Annotated in this window: 22 protein-coding genes and 1 rRNA gene; 5 read left to right on the forward strand and 18 right to left on the reverse strand. The window is 37.3% G+C overall.

Going from position 1 to position 24,179, the window contains the following annotated elements; genetic code table 11:
* A 16S ribosomal RNA gene (locus GAB14E_RS0122335) occupies nt 1-146 on the reverse strand; the annotation flags it as partial.
* 800 nt (nt 147-946) lie between these two features.
* Here GAB14E_RS0122335 and GAB14E_RS22130 point away from each other — a divergent pair.
* Together GAB14E_RS22130 and trmA are read left to right on the forward strand one after the other, a co-directional pair.
* Nucleotides 947-1,429, forward strand: coding sequence for an RNA recognition motif domain-containing protein (locus tag GAB14E_RS22130; protein ID WP_033080219.1), 483 nt, complete (start codon nt 947-949; stop codon nt 1,427-1,429).
* A gap of 319 nt (nt 1,430-1,748) precedes the next feature.
* Nucleotides 1,749-2,843 carry a tRNA (uridine(54)-C5)-methyltransferase TrmA gene (trmA, locus tag GAB14E_RS22125; RefSeq protein ID WP_033080220.1) on the forward strand — a complete coding sequence of 365 codons (1,095 nt, stop codon included), beginning with the start codon at nt 1,749-1,751 and terminating at the stop codon, nt 2,841-2,843.
* Nucleotides 2,844-2,845: 2 nt separating this feature from the next.
* Here the strand turns inward: trmA and fabR are convergent, their stop codons facing one another.
* Nucleotides 2,846-3,478 (reverse strand): HTH-type transcriptional repressor FabR, encoded by a 633-nt coding sequence (gene fabR, locus GAB14E_RS22120; RefSeq protein ID WP_033080221.1) that lies wholly within the window; start codon nt 3,476-3,478, stop codon nt 2,846-2,848.
* Between the two features lie 128 nt (nt 3,479-3,606).
* Here fabR and sthA point away from each other — a divergent pair, with 128 nt between their 5' ends.
* Entirely contained in the window at nt 3,607-5,034 is a 1,428-nt protein-coding gene (sthA, locus tag GAB14E_RS22115; RefSeq protein ID WP_033080222.1) for a Si-specific NAD(P)(+) transhydrogenase, read from the forward strand.
* Between the two features lie 95 nt (nt 5,035-5,129).
* Nucleotides 5,130-5,636 carry a SixA phosphatase family protein gene (locus tag GAB14E_RS22110; protein WP_231561949.1) on the forward strand — a complete coding sequence of 169 codons (507 nt, stop codon included), beginning with the start codon at nt 5,130-5,132 and terminating at the stop codon, nt 5,634-5,636.
* Nucleotides 5,637-5,675: 39 nt separating this feature from the next.
* Here GAB14E_RS22110 and GAB14E_RS22105 read toward each other — a convergent pair whose 3' ends face one another.
* From GAB14E_RS22105 to tsaE, 14 genes are all read right to left on the reverse strand, one after another.
* On the reverse strand, nt 5,676-7,112 hold the full coding sequence (locus GAB14E_RS22105; RefSeq protein ID WP_033080224.1) for an MBL fold metallo-hydrolase: 1,437 nt from the start codon (nt 7,110-7,112) through the stop codon (nt 5,676-5,678).
* A gap of 27 nt (nt 7,113-7,139) precedes the next feature.
* Complete coding sequence (locus GAB14E_RS22100; protein ID WP_033080225.1) at nt 7,140-8,129, reverse strand: hypothetical protein; 990 nt, start codon at nt 8,127-8,129, stop codon at nt 7,140-7,142.
* Between the two features lie 160 nt (nt 8,130-8,289).
* Nucleotides 8,290-8,685 carry a hypothetical protein gene (locus tag GAB14E_RS22095; protein ID WP_033080226.1) on the reverse strand — a complete coding sequence of 132 codons (396 nt, stop codon included), beginning with the start codon at nt 8,683-8,685 and terminating at the stop codon, nt 8,290-8,292.
* 134 nt (nt 8,686-8,819) lie between these two features.
* Nucleotides 8,820-10,061 (reverse strand): malic enzyme-like NAD(P)-binding protein, encoded by a 1,242-nt coding sequence (locus GAB14E_RS22090; protein ID WP_033080227.1) that lies wholly within the window; start codon nt 10,059-10,061, stop codon nt 8,820-8,822.
* A gap of 483 nt (nt 10,062-10,544) precedes the next feature.
* Nucleotides 10,545-11,840: an adenylosuccinate synthase gene (locus GAB14E_RS22085; RefSeq protein ID WP_033080228.1), complete on the reverse strand. Its 1,296-nt coding sequence runs from the start codon at nt 11,838-11,840 to the stop codon at nt 10,545-10,547.
* Nucleotides 11,841-11,967: 127 nt separating this feature from the next.
* Complete coding sequence (locus tag GAB14E_RS22080) at nt 11,968-12,567, reverse strand: hypothetical protein (protein ID WP_052093321.1); 600 nt, start codon at nt 12,565-12,567, stop codon at nt 11,968-11,970.
* 244 nt (nt 12,568-12,811) lie between these two features.
* Nucleotides 12,812-13,696: a protease modulator HflC gene (gene hflC / locus GAB14E_RS22075; RefSeq protein WP_033080229.1), complete on the reverse strand. Its 885-nt coding sequence runs from the start codon at nt 13,694-13,696 to the stop codon at nt 12,812-12,814.
* A gap of 3 nt (nt 13,697-13,699) precedes the next feature.
* A complete protein-coding gene (gene hflK, locus GAB14E_RS22070; RefSeq protein WP_033080230.1) occupies nt 13,700-14,848 on the reverse strand; it encodes an FtsH protease activity modulator HflK in 1,149 nt (382 codons plus the stop codon).
* A gap of 79 nt (nt 14,849-14,927) precedes the next feature.
* A complete protein-coding gene (gene hflX / locus GAB14E_RS22065; protein ID WP_033080231.1) occupies nt 14,928-16,214 on the reverse strand; it encodes a ribosome rescue GTPase HflX in 1,287 nt (428 codons plus the stop codon).
* Between the two features lie 54 nt (nt 16,215-16,268).
* Complete coding sequence (gene hfq, locus GAB14E_RS22060; RefSeq protein WP_033080232.1) at nt 16,269-16,520, reverse strand: RNA chaperone Hfq; 252 nt, start codon at nt 16,518-16,520, stop codon at nt 16,269-16,271.
* A 166-nt stretch (nt 16,521-16,686) separates the two neighbouring features.
* The gene (miaA, locus tag GAB14E_RS22055) at nt 16,687-17,586 is read right to left on the reverse strand and encodes a tRNA (adenosine(37)-N6)-dimethylallyltransferase MiaA (RefSeq protein ID WP_231561963.1); all 900 of its coding nucleotides are present in this window, start codon (nt 17,584-17,586) and stop codon (nt 16,687-16,689) included.
* 78 nt (nt 17,587-17,664) lie between these two features.
* The gene (mutL, locus tag GAB14E_RS22050) at nt 17,665-19,629 is read right to left on the reverse strand and encodes a DNA mismatch repair endonuclease MutL (protein ID WP_033080233.1); all 1,965 of its coding nucleotides are present in this window, start codon (nt 19,627-19,629) and stop codon (nt 17,665-17,667) included.
* 6 nt (nt 19,630-19,635) lie between these two features.
* The gene (locus tag GAB14E_RS22045) at nt 19,636-20,970 is read right to left on the reverse strand and encodes an N-acetylmuramoyl-L-alanine amidase (protein WP_081967658.1); all 1,335 of its coding nucleotides are present in this window, start codon (nt 20,968-20,970) and stop codon (nt 19,636-19,638) included.
* Nucleotides 20,971-20,986: 16 nt separating this feature from the next.
* Nucleotides 20,987-21,475 carry a tRNA (adenosine(37)-N6)-threonylcarbamoyltransferase complex ATPase subunit type 1 TsaE gene (gene tsaE / locus GAB14E_RS22040; protein WP_033080234.1) on the reverse strand — a complete coding sequence of 163 codons (489 nt, stop codon included), beginning with the start codon at nt 21,473-21,475 and terminating at the stop codon, nt 20,987-20,989.
* A 636-nt stretch (nt 21,476-22,111) separates the two neighbouring features.
* Here tsaE and queG point away from each other — a divergent pair.
* Nucleotides 22,112-23,314 carry a tRNA epoxyqueuosine(34) reductase QueG gene (queG, locus tag GAB14E_RS22035; protein WP_414734046.1) on the forward strand — a complete coding sequence of 401 codons (1,203 nt, stop codon included), beginning with the start codon at nt 22,112-22,114 and terminating at the stop codon, nt 23,312-23,314.
* Here queG and GAB14E_RS22030 read toward each other — a convergent pair.
* On the reverse strand, nt 23,301-23,852 hold the full coding sequence (locus GAB14E_RS22030; RefSeq protein ID WP_231561950.1) for a hypothetical protein: 552 nt from the start codon (nt 23,850-23,852) through the stop codon (nt 23,301-23,303). The two genes, queG and GAB14E_RS22030, sit on opposite strands and share 14 nt — an antisense overlap.
* A gap of 81 nt (nt 23,853-23,933) precedes the next feature.
* Complete coding sequence (locus GAB14E_RS22025; RefSeq protein WP_033080235.1) at nt 23,934-24,131, reverse strand: DUF1289 domain-containing protein; 198 nt, start codon at nt 24,129-24,131, stop codon at nt 23,934-23,936.
* Between the last annotated feature and the right edge of the window lie 48 nt (nt 24,132-24,179).

Here is a 24,179-nt window from a genome sequence, read left to right on the forward strand (position 1 = left end):
CCCCCACCATAAGGCATATTCCCAAGCATTACTCACCCGTCCGCCGCTCGTCAGCAGATAGCAAGCTATCTCTGTTACCGCTCGACTTGCATGTGTTAAGCCTGCCGCCAGCGTTCAATCTGAGCCATGATCAAACTCTTCAATTAAAAATCGTTTGTGATGTCACCGAAGTGAACATCTGCTCAATGAATTCTGTCGTGATACCAACTCCCTCTAAAGGTAATTGATATCGCATTACATAGTCGCTACCTACCTCGCTAAAGATAAGTAACTATATTTATTTGCATGAACATCATTCATTAAGCGTTTTTGTTCTCCCGAAGGAAAACTATGTAAAACAACATTAATGTGAGTACTCACACAAATTGCATGATAACTAATTGTTAAAGAATGACTTCTAAATAATCGCTAAGATTAAGTTGAAGTAGATGAGAGTCGCATTCGCTCTTCACCTGAACTGAAAACCGTGTAGTTAATCAGTGTTGCTTGTTGCTGTTGCCCCGAAGCAGGAGGCGTATAATACGCTTCCGAGTTTTGATGTCAATGTTTTTTTCTATTTAAAGTAAAGTATTTTAAAACACTTTAAAACGAGACGTTAAGTTAACTGGTTTAGCTTAAAAGCAACTAGATAACTTATCAAAACGCCCAGTTGGTAGAGGTTTTCACCTGACCCCCTTGGAACTGGAGCGCATTGTAGAGAGTTTTACGGTTAGCACAAGGGTTATTTTAATCTTTTTATTTAAGTGTCTATATATACCTCAACATGTACACTTTAAACGCACATGGCTGCTATTTATATATGAAATGTTTAATCTAGTATGATTAATTGCATAATTTTTGCACTTGATAGTTGCACATTATAAAAAGCTGCGTAACATAGAATCGCTATTTGCATTTATTCAACCAGTTAAATTAGTTTATTAAAATAATAATTAGGTATCTTTATATGAAGTCTCCAACCTTACAAACAGTCATCATTGCTGTTGTTTTTGCCATCATCGCTTACATTGTCACTTTTGTTGTACCAACTAGCCCTATTCTTATAGCAGCTCTGGTATTTGTTAGTGCGCTTCTCGCACCGCTAGTTTCTGGTAGCTCATCAACTAGCCAAGACTCTGCTTCTTCCAACAACTCTGATGTTGCTGATGAAGATGTTAGAACACTCTATGTTGGTAACTTACCTTATAGAGCAAATGAAACCGCGGTACGTGAGCTTTTCTCAGATCATGGTTCTGTACTCTCAGTACGATTAATGAAAGATAAACATACAGGAAAGCGTCGAGGTTTCGGTTTTGTTGAAATGGCAGCAGCTGATTTAGATAAAGCTATCACCGCACTTAATGATACCGAGTTTCAACAACGTACATTAAAAGTAAGAGAAGCTAAGGATCGCCCTGAAAGAGCTGATGATAATAATCAAGATGATTGATATCTAATTTAAAACTTTCCTGATATGAAAGGCTACTAACGAAAGTTAGTAGCCTTTTTTAATGGTTTCTAGCTAAAGCTGAGTTGTTATCTTTTCCCTACAAGCTATGATTCTTGTTGTAATTTGAGAAGGCTTAACTTAATGCTTTGTAGTAATTATTTTATTTCATGCTTTATTCTCGCCAATTTCGACTTTAGCTTGAGTTATTTAGTTAATCTTTCATAAGTAATTATATTAATTAAAGGCTAGACAAAAGCTAAGTGAATAGTAAACTTCGCGCTGTAATTTACATCCCTATTATTTATACAAGGCACTATATATGTTTAGTCACATTCACCCCGATAATTACAATGCGCAATTATCGAAAAAACAACAAGATATGGCTAGATTATTTAGTGACTTTAATCTACCTGCCGCTGATTTATATCCGTCAGTCTCATTAAATTACCGTCAAAGAGCTGAGTTTAGAGTTTGGCATGATGGTGATGACCTCTATTACATAATGTTTGATAGTAAAACTAAGGAAAAATTTAGAGTTGATGACTTCCCTGTAGCCAGTATATTAATAAACAAAGCAATGAAGGCTTTACTCGCCGCCATCAAAGAACATAAAGAATTGCGTTATAAACTTTTCCAAGTCGATTTTTTATCAACATTGAGTGGTGAGTTATTGATTAGCATGTTGTATCACAAACCCCTAGAAGATAATTGGCAGGTCGAAGCTGAAAAATTAAAAGCTCAACTATCTTCAATAGCTCCTGTAGATATCATTGGTCGCGCAAAGAAGCAAAAAATTATTGTTGATAAGGATTATGTAATGGAATCCTTGCAAGTGGGAAGTAAGACATATATTTATCAGCAAGTAGAAAATAGTTTCACCCAGCCCAATGCTGGAGTAAATGAACAAATGCTATTATGGGCTCAACAAGCTACACAAAATGCAGAAGGAGATTTAATTGAACTTTACTGTGGCAATGGGAATTTTAGCATTGCTCTCGCTGAAAATTTTGAGCGAGTATTAGGTACAGAGATATCTAAAACATCTGTTCGTTCAGCACAAATAAACATTAATAAAAACAATATTGATAATATCGATATTGTTCGTATGTCGAGTGAAGAATTCAGTCAAGCAATGAATGGTGAACGAAAATTCAGACGTTTAGAAGGTTTCGATTTAACTGCATATAACTACGATACGGTTCTGGTTGATCCACCGCGCGCAGGCTTAGATAAAGATAGCGTTGAATTGGTCAGTCGCTTTAACAAGATTATTTACATATCTTGTAACCCTGAAACATTGAAAGATAACTTATCTCTTCTGGTAGAAACGCATAACATTGACAAATTTGCGTTATTTGACCAATTCCCTTATACCGACCATGTAGAAACAGGTGTAATACTAACAAGAAAGTAAGATTAGCGGTTTCTTCTCATTTTTTTTCGGCGGTCACTTAGTTCCAATGCGCCGCGGGCAATAAAGCGAAGTTGTTGAATAGTTTGCTGGGCTAACTGATCTCTTTCTACTTTATCTTCTATATCAAGCGCGTCGGAGCCAGCACTGAAAACAATGGTTACTGCAGCGTTTGCTTGCATATAGGCAACATCAGCATCAAGCTGATTCGCTTTTTGCAAGTAATCGCATAACTCCATAGTAAAGTAACGTATTTCTCGAATTACGGCGGCTCGAAAAGCTGCAGATGTTCCTGAACGCTCACGTAGCAATAATCTAAAAATATTACCGTTACTTTCAATTAATTCCATAAAAGTTTGCACTGAAATTTGAATAACAGATCCACCTTTGGCGATTCTTTGTCTTGCTTGACGCATTAGCTGCCTTAGAGTGAGGCCCGCTTCATCAACTAGAGTTAAACCTAATTCATCCATATCAGAAAAGTGTCGATAAAAAGAGGTTGGTGCTAATCCTGCCTCTTTAGCGACTTCACGTAAACTTAAGCTAGAAAAACTACGTTCGGCACTGAGTTGGTTTAAAGCCGCATTAATGATTTGACGACGGGTCTTTTCTTTTTGCTGCGCTCTTACACCGCTCATCTAATGGACTCTTTATGAAATAAATTCTAATATTATTGTCATAATACTGAATTAGCTCAATATTGTCAGTTTTAGTTCTGATAATATACAGCTATATTTTTTACATTAAATAACTTGAGGACTTACTATTGGCTAAATCAAAAGCAAGTAAAGCAGAAAATTTAAATTTTGATTATGACGTAATTATCATTGGTACAGGTCCTGGTGGCGAAGGTGCAGCAATGAATCTCGCTAAGCGTCAAAAGAAAGTGGCCATTATTGAACGATACCATCAAGTTGGTGGTGGTTGTACTCATTGGGGTACTATTCCATCGAAGGCATTACGCCAATCAGTAAGTCGTTTAATTGAATACAATTCCAATCCATTGTTTAACCAAAACGATCAAGTAAAACAGTTAACCTTTCAAGATATATTAAGTCATGCTTCTGCAGTAATTCGTAAGCAAGTTAATTTACGTAGCGGTTTTTATAATCGTAACCGTGTTGAGCATATATTAGGTGAAGCGTCTTTTATTGATGCTCATACAATACACGTCTTGCACACTGATGGCTCTGTTGAAAAAATTACCGCCAAGCAAATAGTCATTGCTACAGGCTCTCGACCTTACCGACCCGATGATATCGACTTTAATCATTCCCGCGTTTATGACTCCGATAGCATATTAAGCCTTAAACATGCACCTAGACACGTCATTATTTATGGTGCTGGTGTTATAGGTAGTGAGTATGCCTCTATATTTAGAGGCTTAGGGGTAAAAGTAGACTTAATCAATACCCGTGAACGATTGCTATCATTCTTAGATGCAGAAATGTCTGACTCGCTCAGTTACCATTTATGGAATAGCGGTGTTGTTATACGTCATGGTGAAGAAATTGAACGTGTTGAGGCTAGCGATGATGCTGTTGTAGTACATTTACAATCGGGTAAAAAAATGCGTGCCGATTGTTTGCTGTTTGCCAATGGTCGTACCGGTAATACTGCAGATTTAAACCTAGCGGCTGCTGGCTTAAAAGCAGATAGTCGTGGCCAACTAAAAGTAAACGACTGCTACCAGACAGAAGTTGACAATATTTTTGCTGTTGGTGATGTTATTGGCTACCCAAGCTTGGCTAGTGCAGCCTTTGATCAAGGCCGAATTGCTGCTTTAGCAATGGTTGATAGCAGTAGTCAGGCTAAATTAATTGTTGATATTCCTACTGGTATATACACGATTCCAGAAATTAGCTCTGTTGGTAAAACAGAACAAGAACTTACTGAAGCCAAAATACCTTATGAAGTGGGTAGAGCTCAATTTAAGCACCTTGCCAGAGCTCAAATCTCTAATAACTTGGTTGGCTCTTTAAAGATCCTTTTTCATCGTGAAACTAAAGAAATTTTAGGAATTCATTGTTTTGGTGAAAATGCTGCAGAAATCATTCATATCGGCCAAGCAATTATGCAACAAAAAAATGGTGGCAATACCATAGAGTATTTTGTTGAAACAACCTTTAATTACCCTACTATGGCGGAAGCATTTCGAGTTGCCGCCTTAAATGGCTTAAATCGACTGTTTTAGTGATGATTTAGACTTTACTGGTTAGGGTGATAGTTAAATACTTATGACTCTAACCAGTTAAGGTTCTTTGAAGATAATAATGTGTTGAAAGGTATATGATGAAAAATTTTAGTTTAGTGATTGCCATTGTCTTGTTGTTTCAACCTTGCTTAGCGAGCGATAATTTTACTCTTTACCTAGTAAGGCATGCAGAGAAGGAAACTGAGAATAAAAATCCAGCATTAACCCAATGTGGTAAAGAAAGAGCAAGACAGTTGGCAGTCTTATTGAGTACGGCGAATATAAAGTCTATTTATAGTACTAGCTACCAACGTACACTGTCGACAGCGGCCCCTTTGTCTAACAAAAAAAACATAGCTATAAAAAATTATGATCCAAAGCAACTTGAACAACTTTCTCTACATTTAAAGCAGCGTAAAGAAAATGCCCTGATTGTTGGTCATAGCAATACAACTCCCCAGCTGACTCAGTTATTAAGTCAGCAGGAAGTAGTCAACATTAGTGAAAAAGAATATCAAAGGTTATATCAAGTACAGTTTATTGAAGGCAATACTCTGCTCACACAACTAAAGCAACCCCACAGCTGTAGTCACAACAAGTAATGAAAAGTAAACTGCATTGGGTACACGAGTAAAGGCTAATTAATATATCAAGACTTCCGCTTCATACAATAGGCCTTCTTTACTACTATCATCAAAGAGCAGTGTTAATTGAAATTTTTCAGCCTCTACCTGCACAGTATCATCTAACTCAAATGATCCCACTGGAAAGTAACTTCTAAGTTGTTCTTTACTTTTACCTTGAATGAAATCACCTAATTTCCAAGGTAGTTCAGTTGCATAATCACCTTCTTTGTTAAATAACTCCTCTAACAATTGAAGTGAAACTAGCCTTGACCTCTTTGCTTCAACCAGCATATTGGAATTATATATATCTATATACGCATTTACCGAGAGTGTAATACGGCCGAGTGGTTCACCTAGCCTGCCTGATAATGATGCCAACTTTACTTCTTGATCTTGAACCAATGAAGAGAAAGCCAGCCCTAGTGTGTCTAATTGAGCTTTTTTCCTGTTATCTATTTGATAGCTAGATTTGATATATGAGTTATCTTGAAGAGAGAAGCCATCTAAAATATAACTGGTGTCACCACTATCATGGTTTTTACTAGCAGAGAAATATAATATTAAACTATTATTCTGATCGCTCATCACGACTTCTTTTTTGGATGATAGTTGAATATCACCTGCTAATACAGAAGTTACTTCCGATAGTAGAGAACGGTGCATTATTTGGTTAGCAATAAGCCAAGGACTATCATCAAAGAAGTCACGCAGCGGAATCTTATTCAAAAGCGTAGGTGATAAAATTGATATATCACTTTGAATATTGACTAAACGACCAGAACGAAAGTGTAGCCAGTGACTTCGTCCATAACCTATAACAACTTCACCTTTAAACATAAAAAATTCAACACTCGGATCACCAAGCTTTTCTACAACGCTTTGATAACTGGTTCCAATTTTAACGCCATATAAACCATTAGCTAGAGAAAGCTCTTTATTTGTTATTATGGGATGATTAAGTTTTTCTTTTATTAGGGGAGTGAAGGTATACGTCGTTTCAATGGTAGTGGTTGTGTTGAGAGTATCTATTACTTTGTGACCTTGATTATTATAAGGTGCTAGTTTTTGGTTTTTGCTGTTATTTCCTTTGCATTGACTGATTAACTCGGCTTGATAACTAACGATATAATTAGCTGCTGCCGATGATGCCAAGCCATGAGTCACAGCCTTATTTTTTTCTCTTCTAGTTTTTTTATCAATTAATATAAGCGCATCCGCATCAACCGCCAATGCCTTTTTTCTTAATTTAGTTAATAAATTCAATGTAGTATCAGTAGATAAAGGCTGATCTGTTTTCATTCTTACTTTAGTCGTATTAATAACCGTATAATCGCAATTTGGATAGTAATCTAGAATTTCAGGTAAGTCACTTGCAACACTTACTATTGAAAGGCAAAGTAACGATAAAAACATAGAGAAAACAATATATATCCTAGCTTGTGTCCAATTCATATATAATCCTAAAAATAGTGCTAAAAATTAAGTTGATGATAAACCGTAGTTTAATATTATCCGATCACGGTCTAACGTTTCAATTAAGCCATAAATACTTTCGTGCTTACTGATGAATAAATCTAAATTTAAAAAACCTTGTTCTAAATTAGGCACTCTTATTTTTGATTCTTGTTTAAAAGTACTTAATACTTTTTCACGGTCAGGGAATGCCTTTGGGTATTCAGAAAATGAGTCGCTATATTCCAACACTTGCATTTCAATACTACTCCAATGGCTATACCATTTAGCATGAGTATTTCGTTGTGTTAATGAACTAGACAATGACAAATTTATTGCTAAGTTAGCATAAGGCTCGAAGTCTTTTTTTGCTTGAATGAAATATGGCTGTATTGCCGCCTCTGCTAGACTTGACCGAACAAGAGATAACAAATTAGCACTTTCCTCAGTCAATTTAATATTGAGTGTTTGAAGCATCACAGCGCTATCACTAAGTGCAATATCAATTAAATAGTTTTGTGTACTTTGAATCATTCCTTGCTGATTTCGAATGCCAGCTTGCCATTTTTCTATTTCCGGAAATAGGTAACTATTATGTTCACGCTCTATAGCAAGCAATGAAGAGTTCAATGCTTTGGCAGCGTTCCTAAGTTGCCCAAGAACAGAGTTTATCTCAATAAGGTCCCATTCAAGAATAGGCAGATTTTGATATTTAGATAAAAGCTCAGGAATTTTCTCAGGTAAATACTGGAATGATTTACCAATATTGGTATGCACGCCTACTGCATAACTTAACATCGACTCGGTTTTGATAAGTATCTTTTTACTTTCTCCTGTTGGAATTATTCTATAGGACTTATGACTGGCAAGGTAAGCTAAATAAAAGTTGCCTTTGGCCATATAAGACTGGGCCTCTTGCAATTTGACTAATGCCATTTGAGCTGTCTTTAGTTTGATTTGATATACTTCTGGCTCTAACACTGCAAGTGTTTCTAATATTGCAATGATTGGTTCCACCTTATTTTCAACCTTCGCTTGCTCATAAGAACTTTCTGCAAAGTAGAGGTCGATTCGAGAGCAGCCAGTTAAGAGTAATAGAATAAATAAATAAATAAATACGGAACAAGACGATACTCCACGTTATAACTCCCTCCTATGCTAAGTGACTTCCTATCAATTAAAATGTTACACCTGCATCTGCCTTGCCTAATTTAACTAATTCAACATCCGTAATTTTAAAAGGTTGTCCCCATTGCTGAATGGTTACCATACCTTTAATAATTTGGCCTTTCACTTTAAGAACTGTGCCTGATAACTGGTATTTTTTGGCTAGGTTCATTGGTAATAATTTACCGCCTGACTTAGATGTTAGGCCATAAAAACCACCTTCTAAGTCATAATGTTTCACAGTAACTTCTTGCCAAACCTGCTCTTTTTTATCTGTCACTTGCTGTTTTCCTACTTTGACTAACGCTTGCTTTTGTTCTTTTTCTTGCACATTACTTGCTTGTGAACAACCCACTGTAAATAGTGAAAGCATAGTGATGAATAGTAAAACTATCGTTTTATACATAGAATTTTTCCCATAAAAAAGGTCATGATATTTATCATACCATGACCTTTATTTATATTGTTGTCAAAAAAATCAATAACTAACAACAGTAACTACTGTATTGAATAACTTTACAGTTAAGCTTGTTTTAACCATTAAAGCATATAGTTTTCTGGCATCTCTAGTGCAGCAACACCAGAATCAACGGCTGCTTGTGCCACAGCTTTAGCTACAACAGCACACAGTCGTGAGTCCATAGGCTTAGGGATAATATAATCTTTACCGAAAGTCAGGCTCTTAACACCACTTGCTTTAAGTACTTCAGCCGGTACAGGCTCTTTAGCTAGTGCTCTAATTGCATGTACTGCCGCAATTTTCATTGCATCATTAATAGTACTAGCACGCACATCTAGTGCTCCACGAAAAATAAAGGGGAAACATAAAACATTATTTACCTGATTAGGGTAATCAGAACGACCAGTAGCCATGATTAAATCATCACGTGCAGCAACAGCCAATTCTGGCTTAATTTCTGGATCCGGATTTGAACACGCAAATATAATAGGGTTACCTGCCATTAACTTAACTTGATCTTGATTTAATAAGTTAGGGCCTGAAACACCAACAAAAACATCCGCACCAATAATGGCATCATCCAAAGTACGTTTGTCAGTATTATTAGCAAATAATTTTTTGTATTCATTCAAGTCATCGCGGCGAGTATGTACTACGCCTTTTGAATCGAGCATGTAGATTTTTTCACGCTGGGCACCACATTTAATCAGTAGTTCCATACAAGCGATTGCTGCAGCTCCAGCACCTAAACAAACAATATTAGCTTGTTTGATATCTTTACCCTGTATATCTAACGCATTCATCATGCCCGCTGCCGTTACGATTGCCGTACCGTGTTGATCATCATGAAATACTGGTATTTTACAGCGTTCGATTAACGCTTTTTCAATGGCGAAACATTCTGGCGCTTTGATATCTTCGAGATTAATACCGCCAAAACTATCGGCTATATTTGCTACGGTATTAACAAAATCATCAATGGTTTTATGCGTTACTTCAATGTCAAATGAATCAATATTGGCGAAGCGTTTGAACAATAACGACTTGCCTTCCATAACAGGTTTTGAGGCCATAGGGCCTATGTTACCAAGACCTAATACTGCAGTACCATTACTAATAACTGCAACAGTATTACCTTTTGCTGTGTATTTATAAACATCTTCTGGATTAGCGGCAATCTCTCGACAAGGCTCTGCGACACCCGGGCTATAGGCTAATGATAAGTCATGACTTGTTTCAGCTGATGTTGTCAGTGCTACACTAATTTTACCTGGCGTAGGTTGAGAGTGGTAATCTAAAGCTTGCTGGCGTAGATCTGTCATGAGAGTTCCTAATGCGTTATTAATAATGTTAGTTTGTTGTAAATGCAAGTATAGCCATGATTGTTTTTTATTATCGTTATTATTAACACAAGCTTTTACTTACTTATATGGTATTTCATAGTGATAGAGCAATACAAGTCTGTTTTACTATATAAACGCTATGCAGACTGTAACTAATGAGACTATAGCATACGATAAAAGCATATTAATTTGATAAATATTGGCTATATACAATTAACTATTCAATTAAAAATACAACGTAGTTAAGATATAATTGACTTACACCCCTTTAAAACACGTTATCTACAATGTCGTCCTGTATATATGATTATGGAAGTTAAAATGAATTAATCTAGACATCCGATCACTTTTTTAATTCAGCTATAATAATAGAATTTTTTCCAAAAAAAAGTCCAGCACATGGCTAGACTTTTTTGCTAAGTAATCTCTCTACTTACCTTTTATAATAAAGGTAAGTTATTCTTAAAGAAAAGGATTTACTTTAATAATCGTTTCAACACGATCTGGACCGGTAGATATGATATCTACTGGTATACCGGTAATGTCTTCAATACGTTTGATGTAAGCAAGAGCATTTTCAGGTAAAACATCAACTGATGTTGCGCCTACTGTGCTTTCACTCCAACCTGGCATTTCCTCATATACAGGTGTAATTTTCTCATACCCTTCAGCAGCCGTAGGTGGCACAGTGATAATATCACCTGCTTCAGTTTTATAACCAGTACAGATTTTTAATGTTTTTAAGCCATCAAGTACATCAAGCTTAGTCAAACAAAAACCGGTGATACTATTTACTTGAATGGCACGATGCATAGCAACGGCATCAAACCAACCACAACGACGTTCACGGCCTGTAGTTGCGCCAAATTCATGGCCAACGGTACCTAAATGTTCACCGATATCATCATGCAGCTCTGTAGGGAAAGGGCCTGAACCAACACGTGTAGTGTAAGCTTTGGTAATACCTAAGATGTAATCTAAATGACGAGGTCCTACGCCACAACCTGTCGCAACACCACCCGCGGTAGTATTTGAAGAGGTTACGTAAGGATAGGTACCATGGTCGATATCAAGTAAAGTACCTTGGGCACCTTCAAACATGATTGACTCACCCGCCTTACGCGATTGATCTAATATTTCTGAAATATCAGCGGTCATGTTTTTAATAGTATCAGCAACCGCTAAGGCGTCTGCTAATATTTCTTCATAGTTCACTGGCTCAACTTTATAGTAGTTAACCAATGAGAAGTTATGATATTCAACAATTTCTTTTAGTTTAGCCGCAAATGTTTCTGCACAGAACAAATCGCCAACACGTAAACCGCGTCTCGCAACTTTATCTTCATATGCTGGACCAATACCACGACCTGTAGTACCAATAGCTTTATTACCACGCGCAACTTCACGTGCAGCATCTAAGGCGTTATGGTAAGGAAGGATTAGTGGACATGCGTCACTAATCAATAAACGTTCACGTACTGGAACGCCTTTGGCTTCTAACATGGTAATTTCTGTCATCAAAGCTTTAGGACATAAAACTACACCGTTACCGATAAGACATTTTACGTTATCACGTAATACGCCAGATGGAATAAGATGTAATACGGTTTTTTCACCGTTGATCACTAAAGTATGGCCAGCATTGTGACCGCCTTGATAACGAACTACATATTTAGCTTTATCGGTTAGTAAGTCTACAATCTTACCTTTACCTTCGTCACCCCATTGAGTGCCGAGAACAACTACATTTTTGCCCATGTTTTACTATTTCATAAGAAAATTAGGCGGGGATTTTACCAAAATTTCATTTATAGTCCAAGAGAAAAAAGCAGCTTTTTAAGCTGCTTTTAAAATAACCTATAAAGTTAACAAGTTAGCTTATAAATTAATCGTAACCCCATGGTGCTATAGGATCAGTAATTGGCTTAGTTAAATCGAAATCTACTCTAAATTCTCTACCTTGGCGTATTAAACGATAAGTAAATTTTTCTGGGTAGATGTACATTTGCCAAGTATTACCAACTGATTGTGGTATTCCTTGTTCGACAAATAGCTCTTTAGAGTATTGATCTGCCGGGAAAGATTGCATTTCCGACCAACCAGCACCATTAGTATGGCCACCATACATAGTTGATTTATCATTACTACCATCTTTTTGTCTATGATCATGCTTTAATGAAAGACCTGAGCCAGTTTTAGTAATGATCCAGGTACGCGAAGCATCATCACCAACATGAAAAGGAACTTGTAATTGGCTATCTGTACACTTACGCACATGCATGACCAATTTTTTATTTGAAAAACTGCCACCGGCCGCATTATCAATCGTAACCTTGCCTTCAAAAGCCTTACCACAGTGTTTACTTATATTGTTAAAAAAATCATCATGGGTTTTGATTGAAACAAGTGGTGCTTCAGCAGCCAACAAAGTGGCAGCCATTGGTAGTGATAGTATAACAGCGATTAGATATTTTCTTATTGTCATGTTTTTACCTTTATTAAGTTTATACTTTATAGAAATTTTTAGTTGCTCTATTCATTTTCTGCGCACTCTACTGCTAGTCGCTTTGAATATAACAGAATTTGATAACATTATTTGTTTCATAGTGTTTACTTTTGCTGCAGTTTTCCCTTATTTTTATCATCAAACTTATTTAGCATGGGCTATATACCGGACACAAAAAAGCCAGCAAAAATGCTGGCTTTATATAATTACTCATTAATAGTTACTATTTAGCGTTACTACCATCTTTTAAAAAACGGAAGAATTCACTATCTGGCTTAACCACCATGATATCATTTTTACTGCTAAAGCTTTTTTCGTAGGCTTCAAGACTACGGTAGAAGCTATAAAATTCAGCATCTTTGGTATAAGCATCAGCGTAAACTTTTGCCGCAAGTGCATCACCTTCACCACGCACAGTAAAGGCATTTTTTTGCGCTTCGGCTAACATAATAGTTACTTTAGCATCAATAGTAGCTCGAATAATTTCAGCTTGCTCTTGACCTTGTGATCTATGCTCTTTAGCAACAGCAGTACGTTCAGCACGCATACGTTCATAAATTGAATTACTTATCTCAGTCGGTAAGTTAATCGCTTTAATACGTACATCAACAACTTCGATACCTAAATCTTCACGACTACTAGCTGCACTTTCTAGGGCTTTGCTCATTATAGCCGAGCGATCACCGGAAACAATTTCTTTAATAGTACGATTACCAAATTCGGTACGCAAACCATTATTTACTTTTTGTTTAAGTAATGCACGAGCATTATCTACAGAGCCAGAAGTACGTAAGTAATAAGTAGAAAAATCAACGATGCGCCATTTAACAAATGAGTCGACCATTAAATCTTTTTTCTCTGATGTTACAAAACGATCTGCTGGTTCATCTAATGTTTGAATACGTGCATCTAATTTACGTACTGACTCAATAAATGGAATTTTGAAATGCAAGCCTGGCTTATACACCATCATTTCATCAGTAGCAGTATCACGTTTAATCTTTGAGAATTGAAATACGATGCCTCGTTGGCCTTCATAAATCACAAAAACTGACGATACAGCTAATACAAATAGCAACGATATTATAGCAATGGAAAAATTCTTCATTTCTTAGTTTCTCCCGTTACTGAATCTATCAGAGCGATCTGAAGATGATGAAGGTGATGTATTTATATTAGGCTCAGTTATCGGTGCATAGGTAGTTTTGCCACTGCGATTACTGGTATTTTGGTGCTGAATAATTTTATCTAAAGGTAAGTACATCATGTTATTACCCCCTTCAACATCAATCATAACCTTACTAGTATTACCATACACTTTTTCCATGGTGGCAATATATAAGCGTTCACGTGTAACTTTCGGGGCTGCTTGATACTCTGGTAAAATTTTCTCGAAACGAGCAACCTCACCTTGTGCATCTAAAACAATTTGAGCTTTATAGGCAATTGCTTCTTGCTCCATACGCTTAACACGACCACGGGCACGTGGTTCAATACCTCGAGCATAAGCTTCGGCTTCACGTAAGAAACGAACTTCATCTTCTTGTGCCGAAATTGCATCATCAAAAGCGTCTTTCACTTCATTTGGTGGACGCGCATCTTTAAAGTTAACATCAACAATAATTAGACCTAAATTATAAGGTGCAATTATTTTGTCTAACTCTTGCCAAACAGATTGACGAATAGACTCACGCCCACTGGTTAGAATGTCGTCCATATCTGCATGACCAACAACATAACGCAGTGCACTATCAAGTGATTGATTCAAGCTATCATCAGCGTTAGTTACACTAAAAACATAGTTACGAGCATCAACAACGCGATATTGAATTTGCATCTCTACACGTACTACGTTTTCATCTTTAGTTAACATAAAACCTGATGAAGGCATATCACGGGTACTTTGCATATCTACTGGAATAATGCGATCAATAAAGGTCCACTTCCAGTTAATACCCGGTTCAACTGTACCTGAGTATTCGCCAAATCTTAGTACAATGCCCTGCTCAGCTTCTTTAATAGTATAAAAACCACTAAATGCATAAACTACAGAGGCAACGATAAGAAGGATGGATAAACCAATACTGGAAAAGCTTTTACCTGATCCAGATCCGCCTTTAGTGGTTTTACCACCAAAAATCCCAGTAACTTTTTTACCAAGATCGTTAAGAAGTTCATCTAAATCTGGTGGCCCTTGATTCTTGCCACCTTTATTTTTCCAGGGGTCTTTATCATTATTCCCCGGTTCGTTCCAAGCCATATTGTTCTCCACTAAAATCGGCGAAAGTATAATTATCGCCACTATAATTAAAATTTATTTACACTTATGTTCAATATATCTAATACTCAATGTAACTGGCTATTGCATTACTTTCATTAGCGAGTAATTTCTGCCATTCACGCGAGGGTAAATTCACTTCAAGATGACAGTGACCATGCTCATCAAAAGTCTCGCTGGTAATACAATTTAATCGGTATAACTCTCCACGCAATTTCCCAGCATTTGGTGGGATATTTAATTGGTAATTTACCACTTGTATATCCAAGCGTTCTGCTAATGCCGTATATAATAATTCAATACCAATATTCGCTTGTGCCGATAGCCAAACACGAATTGGCAATCCTTGCGCGTCTCTATCTATTCGCGGCTCAATATCATCTAAATTATCTATTTTGTTGCAGATAAGTAGCTGAGGAACCTCGTTAGCCTCTATTTCTTTAAGTACATATTCTACTTGTTCTATATTTTCGCTACGTCGGTCATCTGAAATATCAACAACATGCAATAATAACTCAGCTTCGCGAGTTTCAGTTAGTGTTGCTTTAAAGGCAGCGACTAAATCATGGGGTAAATGACGAATAAAACCCACTGTATCAGCTAAAATAACACGGCCGACACCCGCTAAGTCTATTTTTCTCAAGGTGGGGTCTAAGGTCGCAAATAACTGATCTGCAGCATAAACTTCAGCCTGAGTTATGGTATTAAATAAGGTCGATTTACCTGCGTTGGTATAACCTACTAACGACAAAGTTGGTAACTCGGCTCGAGTTCTTGCTCTTCGCCCTTGTTGTCTTTGCACTTCAACTTTGGCTAAACGTTTGCGAATATTAACCATACGCTCTCGCAATAAACGTCTATCAGTTTCAAGTTGAGTTTCACCTGGTCCTCGAAGGCCGATACCACCTTTTTGTCTCTCTAAATGAGTCCAACCGCGAATTAAGCGACTACTCATATGACGCAATTGTGCAAGTTCAACTTGCAACTTACCTTCATGGGTTCTAGCGCGTTGTGCAAAAATATCAAGAATTAAAGTGGTGCGGTCAACTACTCGACATTCACATAGTGCTTCAATATTCTTTTCTTGAGACGGTGTTAGACTATGATTAAACAGCACAACATTAGCGCCAACTAAATGCACAGCATCACGAATTTCTTCTGCTTTACCTGAGCCGACAAAAAAACGGGGGTGAGGAGAATTTCGCTTACCTGTTACAACGGTTAACGCCTGTACACCAGCAGAAGACACTAACATCTTAAATTCGCTTAGATCTTCTCTACTGCTTTCATCTGGGAAGTCTACATGCACAAGTACTGCTTGTTCACCCGCTTGATAACGTTCAAACAATAGCGTTAAATCCTAGTACCATAAAGAATTGTACTCAAAAAGAGATAAAAATCTTTAATCATCAGAAGACTGATCATCCAAGCTAGGTACAGGTGCTGTATTAACAGCACGCGAAGGTACAACAGTGGATATAGCATGCTTATATACCATCTGACTTACTGTATTTTTAAGAAGAATTACAAACTGATCAAACGATTCTACCTGTCCTTGTAATTTAATACCGTTAACTAAATATATTGCAACTGGAATGCGATCACGACGTAATGCATTTAAGAATGGGTCTTGTAAAGACTGCCCTTTTGCCATTATATGGTCCCTTTATTATTATTAAACATTACTGGTAAACTTAAAACGCAGTAACAAATTATCTGAAAAATTTACTATGAAAACAACACAACTAAACGTTGTATTAAATAGCTAACGAGTTAATTATACATCAATTTTAAACTATTGCTTTATATTTGCTTGCCCTTTACTGCTTTGTCTCAAGCAGCGATAAAACATGTGCTAAGTTGCTTTTATCATCCGTTGTTAGCCAATGTAAATCAGGCCAATTCCTTAACCATGTTAACTGTCTTTTAGCTAACTGTCTGGTTGCACAAACACCACGAAAAATCATTTCATCGTGGTCAAATTCACCATCAAGGTATTGCCACATTTGTCTGTAACCAACACAACGAATAGCAGGTAAATTTTGGTGTAAATCAGCACGAGCTTTTAGCTTAATCACTTCTTGCTCAAAGCCCATAGCTATCATTTGCTGATAACGAAGTGCAATTCTCTGGTGCAATGTACTACGTTCTTTGGGTGTTATTGCCAATTGTAGAACATTGCCGCTGAGCTTATCACCTTTTATTTTAGTCAATTGTGTCAAAGTGTTACCTGTCAATCGATACACTTCAAGCGCTCTAGTTAAGCGTTGTGGATCGTTCGGATGTATCCGCTCCGCTGAAACAGGATCTATTTCCGTTAAATGATCATGCATTGCCTGCCAGCCGTTTGCTAAAGCTTCACTCTCAATCACATTACGAATTTCTTCATTCGCTGTCGGTAGCGGAGAAATACCTTCAATTAAACTTTTGAAATACATCATAGTACCGCCGACCAACAATGGAATGCGATTGTTACTTCTGATTTCAGCAATTTCAGCTAAAGCATCCCGACAAAAATCTGCTGCTGAATAACTTTCACTGGCATCACGTAAATCGATAAGTCGATGAGGGTATTGAGCTAATTCAGCCTTTGTTGGTTTGGCTGTACCAATGTCCATATCTCGATAAATAAGTGCAGAGTCGACACTCACTATATCGCAAGGTAATGCATCCTGCAGTGCCATAGCCAAAGCAGTTTTACCCGATGCAGTTGGTCCCATTAAACAAATAACAGGTGGCTGATTTGACTCTGAGATACTTTGAACTGACACGAATACTAAACTCTTATCTAATGAAAACTAAGTTAACTGCTTAATATGTGATGTAAGGTCAAGGGGGATAGAATTCAAGAGCAATTGCTGACTTAGTTGATCATTAAACAATTTTATCGACAGCTTTAGCAAACTATCAGTCTGTGTTTCATCATAATCTGGTAAAATCATCGCTACTGCAAGGCTTTGAGAAAGCTCCCCTTGGCATAATTGCTTACCAACATTTTTACTCTGCTTTTTAATAAGCTCATCAATAATAGTAACAAAGGCCTGACTTACATCTTGTTCACGTAATAATGCGGGAAATTGCCGTATTTGTATTTTATTTTTACTATGTTTTACAAAAATAACACCAGCTTTGGAGAGTATTTCTTGCTCCGCTATTGCGAGATTTAGTTGTTCATCTGAAAGCCTCACCATCACTGGCAATAATAATGGTTGGCTGACTAAACCTTCATTAGTCGAATTTGATTGATCGATGTTTTTTTGCCAGCTCTGCTCCACAAGTTTAGCGAATGTGCTCGCCGCTAATTTAAACAGTGATAGCACCCTTACCTTATTCTCAGTCTTATAAAGTGCATAACCTGGTTGATGCAAGCTTATAAAGATGTTCGGGTTTGACAAGCAATACTCACTTATTAACTCATGTTCGAGGGCAAAACCTTTATTAGCGGTCGATATTATTGGCCCCTTACTTAAAACGTCAACATGAGGCGTCATTAAAGATTGATAATTATTCGCAGCCACAGGAGAAAGACTATTACGGCTAGTTTGCTGAGAATTACCACTATAACCATAAGCTGATTGACGACTACTCGTATCATTAACATGCTGTAGGGGTTTAACATAATCTGCACGTGGGTAGTTTACTGAAGAATCGCTAGAGCTAGATAAAATCTTGCCTTGTCCTTCATTCTCGCCACTTGTTGAATAAGATTGCTCAGGCACTAGTGCCATATCACTATCGGGGGTAGCAAATAATTCTTCGCCAGCTAATGCCGACGTTAGTGCTTTATGACAAACTGAGTAGATAAAATCATGAACATAACGACTTTGGTGAAAACGTACTTCATGTTTTGCCGGATGCACATTTACATCCACTTCTTTATGATCGAGCTTCAAAAACAATACAAAAGCAGGATAGGTATCTGGTGGTAATAAATCTGCATACGCTTGGCGAATAGCATGGTTTATTAACTTATCACGCATCATCCGACCATTGACATAACTATAACAAAGATCATTTTGGCTGCGCGAAAAACTTGGTTTAGTTAACCAGCCAGACAGTGTCATATTGTCATGGGGGCAGTCTACCTCGACCGCATGCTCAATAAATTTTGGACCACAAACCATTGCGACACGTTTAGCCTGTTGTACATGAGTACTAGCTATACGATATTGGCGGACCGTATTTCCATTATGCGTTAGCGTAAAACTGACACAAAAATGAGCAAGCGCTATACGCCGAACCACTTCATCAATATGATTAAATTCTGTTTTTTCAGTTCTTAAAAACTTGCGCCTAGCCGGAGTATTAAAGAATAAGTCAAGTGCTTCGATGCTAGTGCCATCAGGGTGAGCCGCAGGTTTTACATTCACCGACATATCGCGACCTTCAGCAACAGCTTGCCATGCCGTTGTTTGATCTTTTGGTTTAGATGTTAACGTTAATCGGGAAACTGAACTAATACTTGCTAAAGCTTCACCACGAAAACCTAAACTATCGATAGCTTCCAAGTCATTTAAATCTTTAATTTTACTGGTTGCATGACGACTTAACGCTAAGGTTAGCTCATCTTTGACTATGCCATGTCCATTATCAGTAATTTTTATTTTTTTTATGCCGCCTTTATCAACATCTATTTGAATTGATGTTGCACCAGCATCTAAACTATTTTCAATTAATTCTTTAATAACAGACGCTGGGCGTTCGACCACTTCACCAGCAGCAATTTGGTTAGCCAAGCGTGCCGGTAATATAGCAATACTCATAAGGGGTTATCCGGTACGGGGAATTTTTAAGGTTTGACCAATTTGTAGAGAATTGGACTTTAAATTATTGATAGATTTTAACTTACTCATAGAAATATTATAACGTTTAGCCAATACTGAAAGTGATTCACCACTGCGTACTTTGTGTTTTTTATAACCGACAGATGCAAAATACGACCCGGTTAAAGGATGAGCCAAAAAGTGGTTTTTAATGCCTTTATGAATTGCATCAGCTAAACGCTGTTGATGTTTAGACCAAGTTAAATTCTTCTCTTCTCTATGGTTAGAAATAAAACCGGTTTCAACCAAAATAGAAGGTATATCTGAAGATTTCAATACACCAAAATTACCATTTTGTGGAGTTTTCTTGTGCATTTTAGTGATTTTTTTCAGTTCTTTTATTACGTTGTTAGCGACACCAAAACTCACACCTAGGGAGTGCTCTTTACTCATATCAGCGAGGGCAAGCGCTAAATGACTATCCGAAGTATTTTTGATTACCCCGCCACCACCGCCAAGTAACTCTGATTTTTTCTCTCTATTTGCTAACCATTTGGCTAACTCAGATTCGGCTCTACGTTTAGTAACAACCCAGACCGAAGCACCACTAGGTCCAGGGGTGTAAAAAGCATCCGCATGGATAGAGACAAAGAAATCAACGTGCTTTTCTCTGGCTAAACTAGTACGACGGTTTATCGCTACGGCATAATCACCGCTACGAATCATAACCGCTTTCATGCCTTTTTCTTTGTTAATTAGTTTTTGCAATTTTTTAGCTATTGCTAAAGTTACTCGCTTTTCATAAGTGCCTTTACCGCCAATGGAGCCGGGATCTTCACCACCATGGCCAGCATCTATGCCAATAATGATATCGCCGATATTACTTTTAGGTTTTGACTTTGCTTTGCCTGCTCTGTTTTTATCATAAAGATCAAGCACCAAACGATGGCCATATTGTCCCGCTGGCGCTAAAGGAAAAACAGTCAATTGATATGATTGCGCTAACTCTAAAACTAAGCGGGTTTTGCCTTTATTCACGCTGGAACGAAAAAGCTTTACCCGAGGATCGTTAGCGGCAAGGTTTTTCAAGGCTACGGTATTTTTAGTATTGGTAAAATCAATAACCAAACGGTTTGGTTTACTGAGAGTAAAATATTTGTATTCTGGCTTTTGCTTAACATCAAAAACGATACGCGTATTTTCTGGTGCCGGCCAGACACGAATACCATCAATGCTATTAGCCGCGAAAGCATTTACCGAATATAAACTCGATAAAGTAATAACAGCTAACAAACTAAATACGCGTAACTTTTCTATCGCCAGAATAACTCTGTGATACATCCAACTTACCCCAATTTTATAATTTTATAATTTGTGCAAGTGCTGTCATCATTTGTTCGCCATGAGTTGACTCTGCTTGCAGCTTGATGATTCTTTGTTCATCTTGATATTCTATATTAATGATTAAATCTGCTTTAGCCAATAGCCCTGAGCCTTTTTCTGGCCATTCAATAAAGCAGCAGCAATCATTATTAAAATAATCCCTTATACCCATATATTCTAGTTCTTCAGCATCCGCAAGACGATATAGGTCAAAGTGGAAGATCCGCCAATTAGCTAATTCGTAAGGCTCCACTAAAGTATAAGTTGGGCTTTTTACATTACCCTCATGTCCCATACCTCTTACAAAACCTCGTGTGAGGGTGGTTTTACCTGCACCTAAATCACCATTAAGGTAAACCACTAAGACTTGTTGAACGGTTGTACTTTTCAGTACATTGGCAAGCCCAGCACCAATGGCAATGGTAGCGGCTTCATCAGGTAAAAAATATTCTAATTGCTTCATTTTGCTTTTCTATATTTGTGACGACGACTGTTGTAGCGCTAATGATTTTGCTCTTTCCCATTGAGCATTACTGCAAGGGCATAAATAAATCAATGGCTAGCAAACCATGTTGATCATTTCTATTGGCTATAATATCAGCTGACGCTCCATGAATATAGGTTGCCAAACATGTTGCGTAAAAATATCCTCTCTTGGCATTACTAACGTGCTAATAATGCCATTGAATACGTCGTCCATACCACTCTCTATACCAACCCTGAATTTCATAAGCTATTAATAACAATTGTTCACCATCAGAAATAAGCCCTCCACCCCTTTAAGAAATTATCATCATATAACTTGGTAATTGCTTTAACTGCTCCACAACGGTCGCTTTCAACATCACTCACTGTCAACAATGATAGTACCACAGTACTATAAAGCTTCCGCTTCTTTCGGCTGCGGTATCAATATCTACTGTTCATTAGAGCATATATAAAGATGCCTTTACTTCGCGCAACCTTAGCCTCATTTCCCAGTACATGTTCAGCACTATACACTGACGTCACGGGCTGATTTTGTGATAAACTTAGCGACAATTTCATGGTTAACCTCAATCAATGATTCAACAAACGAACTTCAACTGGCTTTATTTGTATGACAATGTCTATTATTAACTATCAAGAATTAGCTGATAAAATTAACTGCTGGGGCAAGGAGTTAGGCTTTTCTGATTTAGGTATCAGTGATATTGACTTATCCGCCCATGAAAGTGTATTAGAGCGTTGGCTAGCCAATAATTACCACGGTAATATGGATTACATGGCACGCCATGGCTTAATGCGTGCACGACCAGCGGAATTAGTGCCCGGAACTATTAGAGTAATTAGTGTACGTTTAGATTACCTGCCCCAAAATGCTAAATTTGCTAGCATTCTAAAAGATAAAAACAAAGCTTATATAAGCCGCTACGCTCTTGGCCGTGATTATCACAAATTAATGCGTAAACGCTTACAGCTGTTAGGTAAAAAAATTGCAGAGCACTGCAGCGATTTTAACTGCCGACCATTTGTTGATTCTGCGCCCGTTATGGAAAGGCCTCTAGCAGAAAAAGCGGGATTAGGCTGGGCTGGTAAACATACGCTATTAATCAATAAAGAAGCAGGTTCATGGTTTTTCCTAGGTGAATTATTTATTGATATCCCACTGCCGGTTACTCGTAATGAATATAGTGTTCGGGCCATTCAAGCCGTTGAAACACAAATTAAGACCAACGATTGTGGCACTTGTGTTGCCTGCATCAAAATCTGCCCTACTAAGGCTATAGTTGAACCTTACACTGTTGATGCACGGCGTTGTATTTCTTATTTCACCATAGAATCACCCGAAGCTATTCCTGAAGAATTACGCCCTTTAATGGGAAATAGAATTTATGGCTGTGATGATTGCCAATTAATCTGTCCGTGGAATAAATACGCTAAACTTAGCCTGGTGGATGACTTTCAAACAAGAAATAATCTCGATGACATCAGTTTACTCGAGTTGTTCGCTTGGTCAGAAGAATACTTCCTCAATACATTGCAGGGCTCACCCATTAGGCGTATTGGTTTTCAAAGTTGGCAACGTAATATTGCCGTGGCATTAGGCAATGCCCCCTATAGTGATATGACAGTTAAAGCATTAACTGAAAAACTATCTGAGGCAAGTGCACTCGTTGTCGAACATATTAACTGGGCATTAGAACAGCAAATTAATAAAAAGGTAGTCTCGGAGAAAATTGCAGCAGAGCAAGGTAAAAATCATAGATTAACACTGCGCTTGATTCGCTCCGTTGAGAAAGGCCTTACTAGAGATGCTTGATCTTCTCGTTACCTTTCTTAATAGAATAAGTCTGATTGAGCATATCAATATCTGCTCTTGCTTCATCTAATTCATGCTCAATGCTTAACAGTTTTTTAATAACCTCATTTTTCTCGGTTATTGCTTTTTTCTCACCTGCTTTAGTCTCCTTCAATTGCTGCTGGGTTTTTGACAAAGTAGCCATCAAATTTGCAATATCACTGTTTTTAGCAAATTTTTGATCGTCTCTAGCATTGACAAAATCATCATCGGCTGTACTTAACAATTCCTTCGATTTAAAGCTTACATAATTAACAACCAAACGAATGACAAAAATCAAACAAGATAATATAAAAACAACAATATATTGATTATCATTAATTGAAGTTAAAGCTGCCGATACTTTAGTCAAAAAATCTCCCTTAGCTGTTATAAAGTGAGTAAATAATTGATTATGCCAAACAAGCCAAGTAAGGATATAGATAACGATAAAACTAGGTGCGGGGTGTTGATTCTCAGTAAAGGTGAGTATAGATTTGAGGGTTTTCTTATTAATCACAAAAAGTCCTTTCTTAAAATTGATTAGGTATACAGGGTTAATATTACATTAAACTGCTATCAGAATCTCTATCAATAATGCTTAATAGTTATGGTTACTGTTATCTTGTCGCTGATGACACAATGTAATAACTTGCTGCTTTTCTTGGTTATTAAAACTACGCCAAGCAATAATTTCATCAATATGACGAAAACAACCAAGACAAATATCATCTTCATCTAAGCAGCAATTTCTAACACATGGGCTGTTGATTAATTTTTTTTGAATATTATTAGTCATATGTGTTCCCATTTATAGCTGCTCAGCACCTGCAAAGACTTATAAAAT

This window comes from Colwellia psychrerythraea (assembly GCF_000764185.1).
GTDB classification, from domain to species: domain Bacteria; phylum Pseudomonadota; class Gammaproteobacteria; order Enterobacterales; family Alteromonadaceae; genus Colwellia; species Colwellia psychrerythraea_B.

Excerpts from the sequence above, each read along its gene's own strand:
- GAB14E_RS22110 (WP_231561949.1), top strand. The coding sequence starts at position 5,130 with ATGATGAAAAATTTTAGTTTAGTGATTGCCATTGTCTTGTTGTTTCAA.
- queG (WP_414734046.1), top strand. The coding sequence starts at position 22,112 with ATGACAATGTCTATTATTAACTATCAAGAATTAGCTGATAAAATTAAC.
- hflK (WP_033080230.1), bottom strand. The coding sequence starts at position 14,848 with ATGGCTTGGAACGAACCGGGGAATAATGATAAAGACCCCTGGAAAAAT.
- trmA (WP_033080220.1), top strand. The coding sequence starts at position 1,749 with ATGTTTAGTCACATTCACCCCGATAATTACAATGCGCAATTATCGAAA.
- GAB14E_RS22105 (WP_033080224.1), bottom strand. The coding sequence starts at position 7,112 with ATGAATTGGACACAAGCTAGGATATATATTGTTTTCTCTATGTTTTTA.
- hflC (WP_033080229.1), bottom strand. The coding sequence starts at position 13,696 with ATGAAGAATTTTTCCATTGCTATAATATCGTTGCTATTTGTATTAGCT.
- GAB14E_RS22090 (WP_033080227.1), bottom strand. The coding sequence starts at position 10,061 with ATGACAGATCTACGCCAGCAAGCTTTAGATTACCACTCTCAACCTACG.
- miaA (WP_231561963.1), bottom strand. The coding sequence starts at position 17,586 with ATGGGACCAACTGCATCGGGTAAAACTGCTTTGGCTATGGCACTGCAG.
- GAB14E_RS22095 (WP_033080226.1), bottom strand. The coding sequence starts at position 8,685 with ATGTATAAAACGATAGTTTTACTATTCATCACTATGCTTTCACTATTT.
- fabR (WP_033080221.1), bottom strand. The coding sequence starts at position 3,478 with ATGAGCGGTGTAAGAGCGCAGCAAAAAGAAAAGACCCGTCGTCAAATC.
- GAB14E_RS22045 (WP_081967658.1), bottom strand. The coding sequence starts at position 20,970 with ATGTATCACAGAGTTATTCTGGCGATAGAAAAGTTACGCGTATTTAGT.
- tsaE (WP_033080234.1), bottom strand. The coding sequence starts at position 21,475 with ATGAAGCAATTAGAATATTTTTTACCTGATGAAGCCGCTACCATTGCC.
- mutL (WP_033080233.1), bottom strand. The coding sequence starts at position 19,629 with ATGAGTATTGCTATATTACCGGCACGCTTGGCTAACCAAATTGCTGCT.
- GAB14E_RS22130 (WP_033080219.1), top strand. The coding sequence starts at position 947 with ATGAAGTCTCCAACCTTACAAACAGTCATCATTGCTGTTGTTTTTGCC.
- GAB14E_RS22085 (WP_033080228.1), bottom strand. The coding sequence starts at position 11,840 with ATGGGCAAAAATGTAGTTGTTCTCGGCACTCAATGGGGTGACGAAGGT.
- hfq (WP_033080232.1), bottom strand. The coding sequence starts at position 16,520 with ATGGCAAAAGGGCAGTCTTTACAAGACCCATTCTTAAATGCATTACGT.
- GAB14E_RS22080 (WP_052093321.1), bottom strand. The coding sequence starts at position 12,567 with ATGACAATAAGAAAATATCTAATCGCTGTTATACTATCACTACCAATG.
- GAB14E_RS22025 (WP_033080235.1), bottom strand. The coding sequence starts at position 24,131 with ATGACTAATAATATTCAAAAAAAATTAATCAACAGCCCATGTGTTAGA.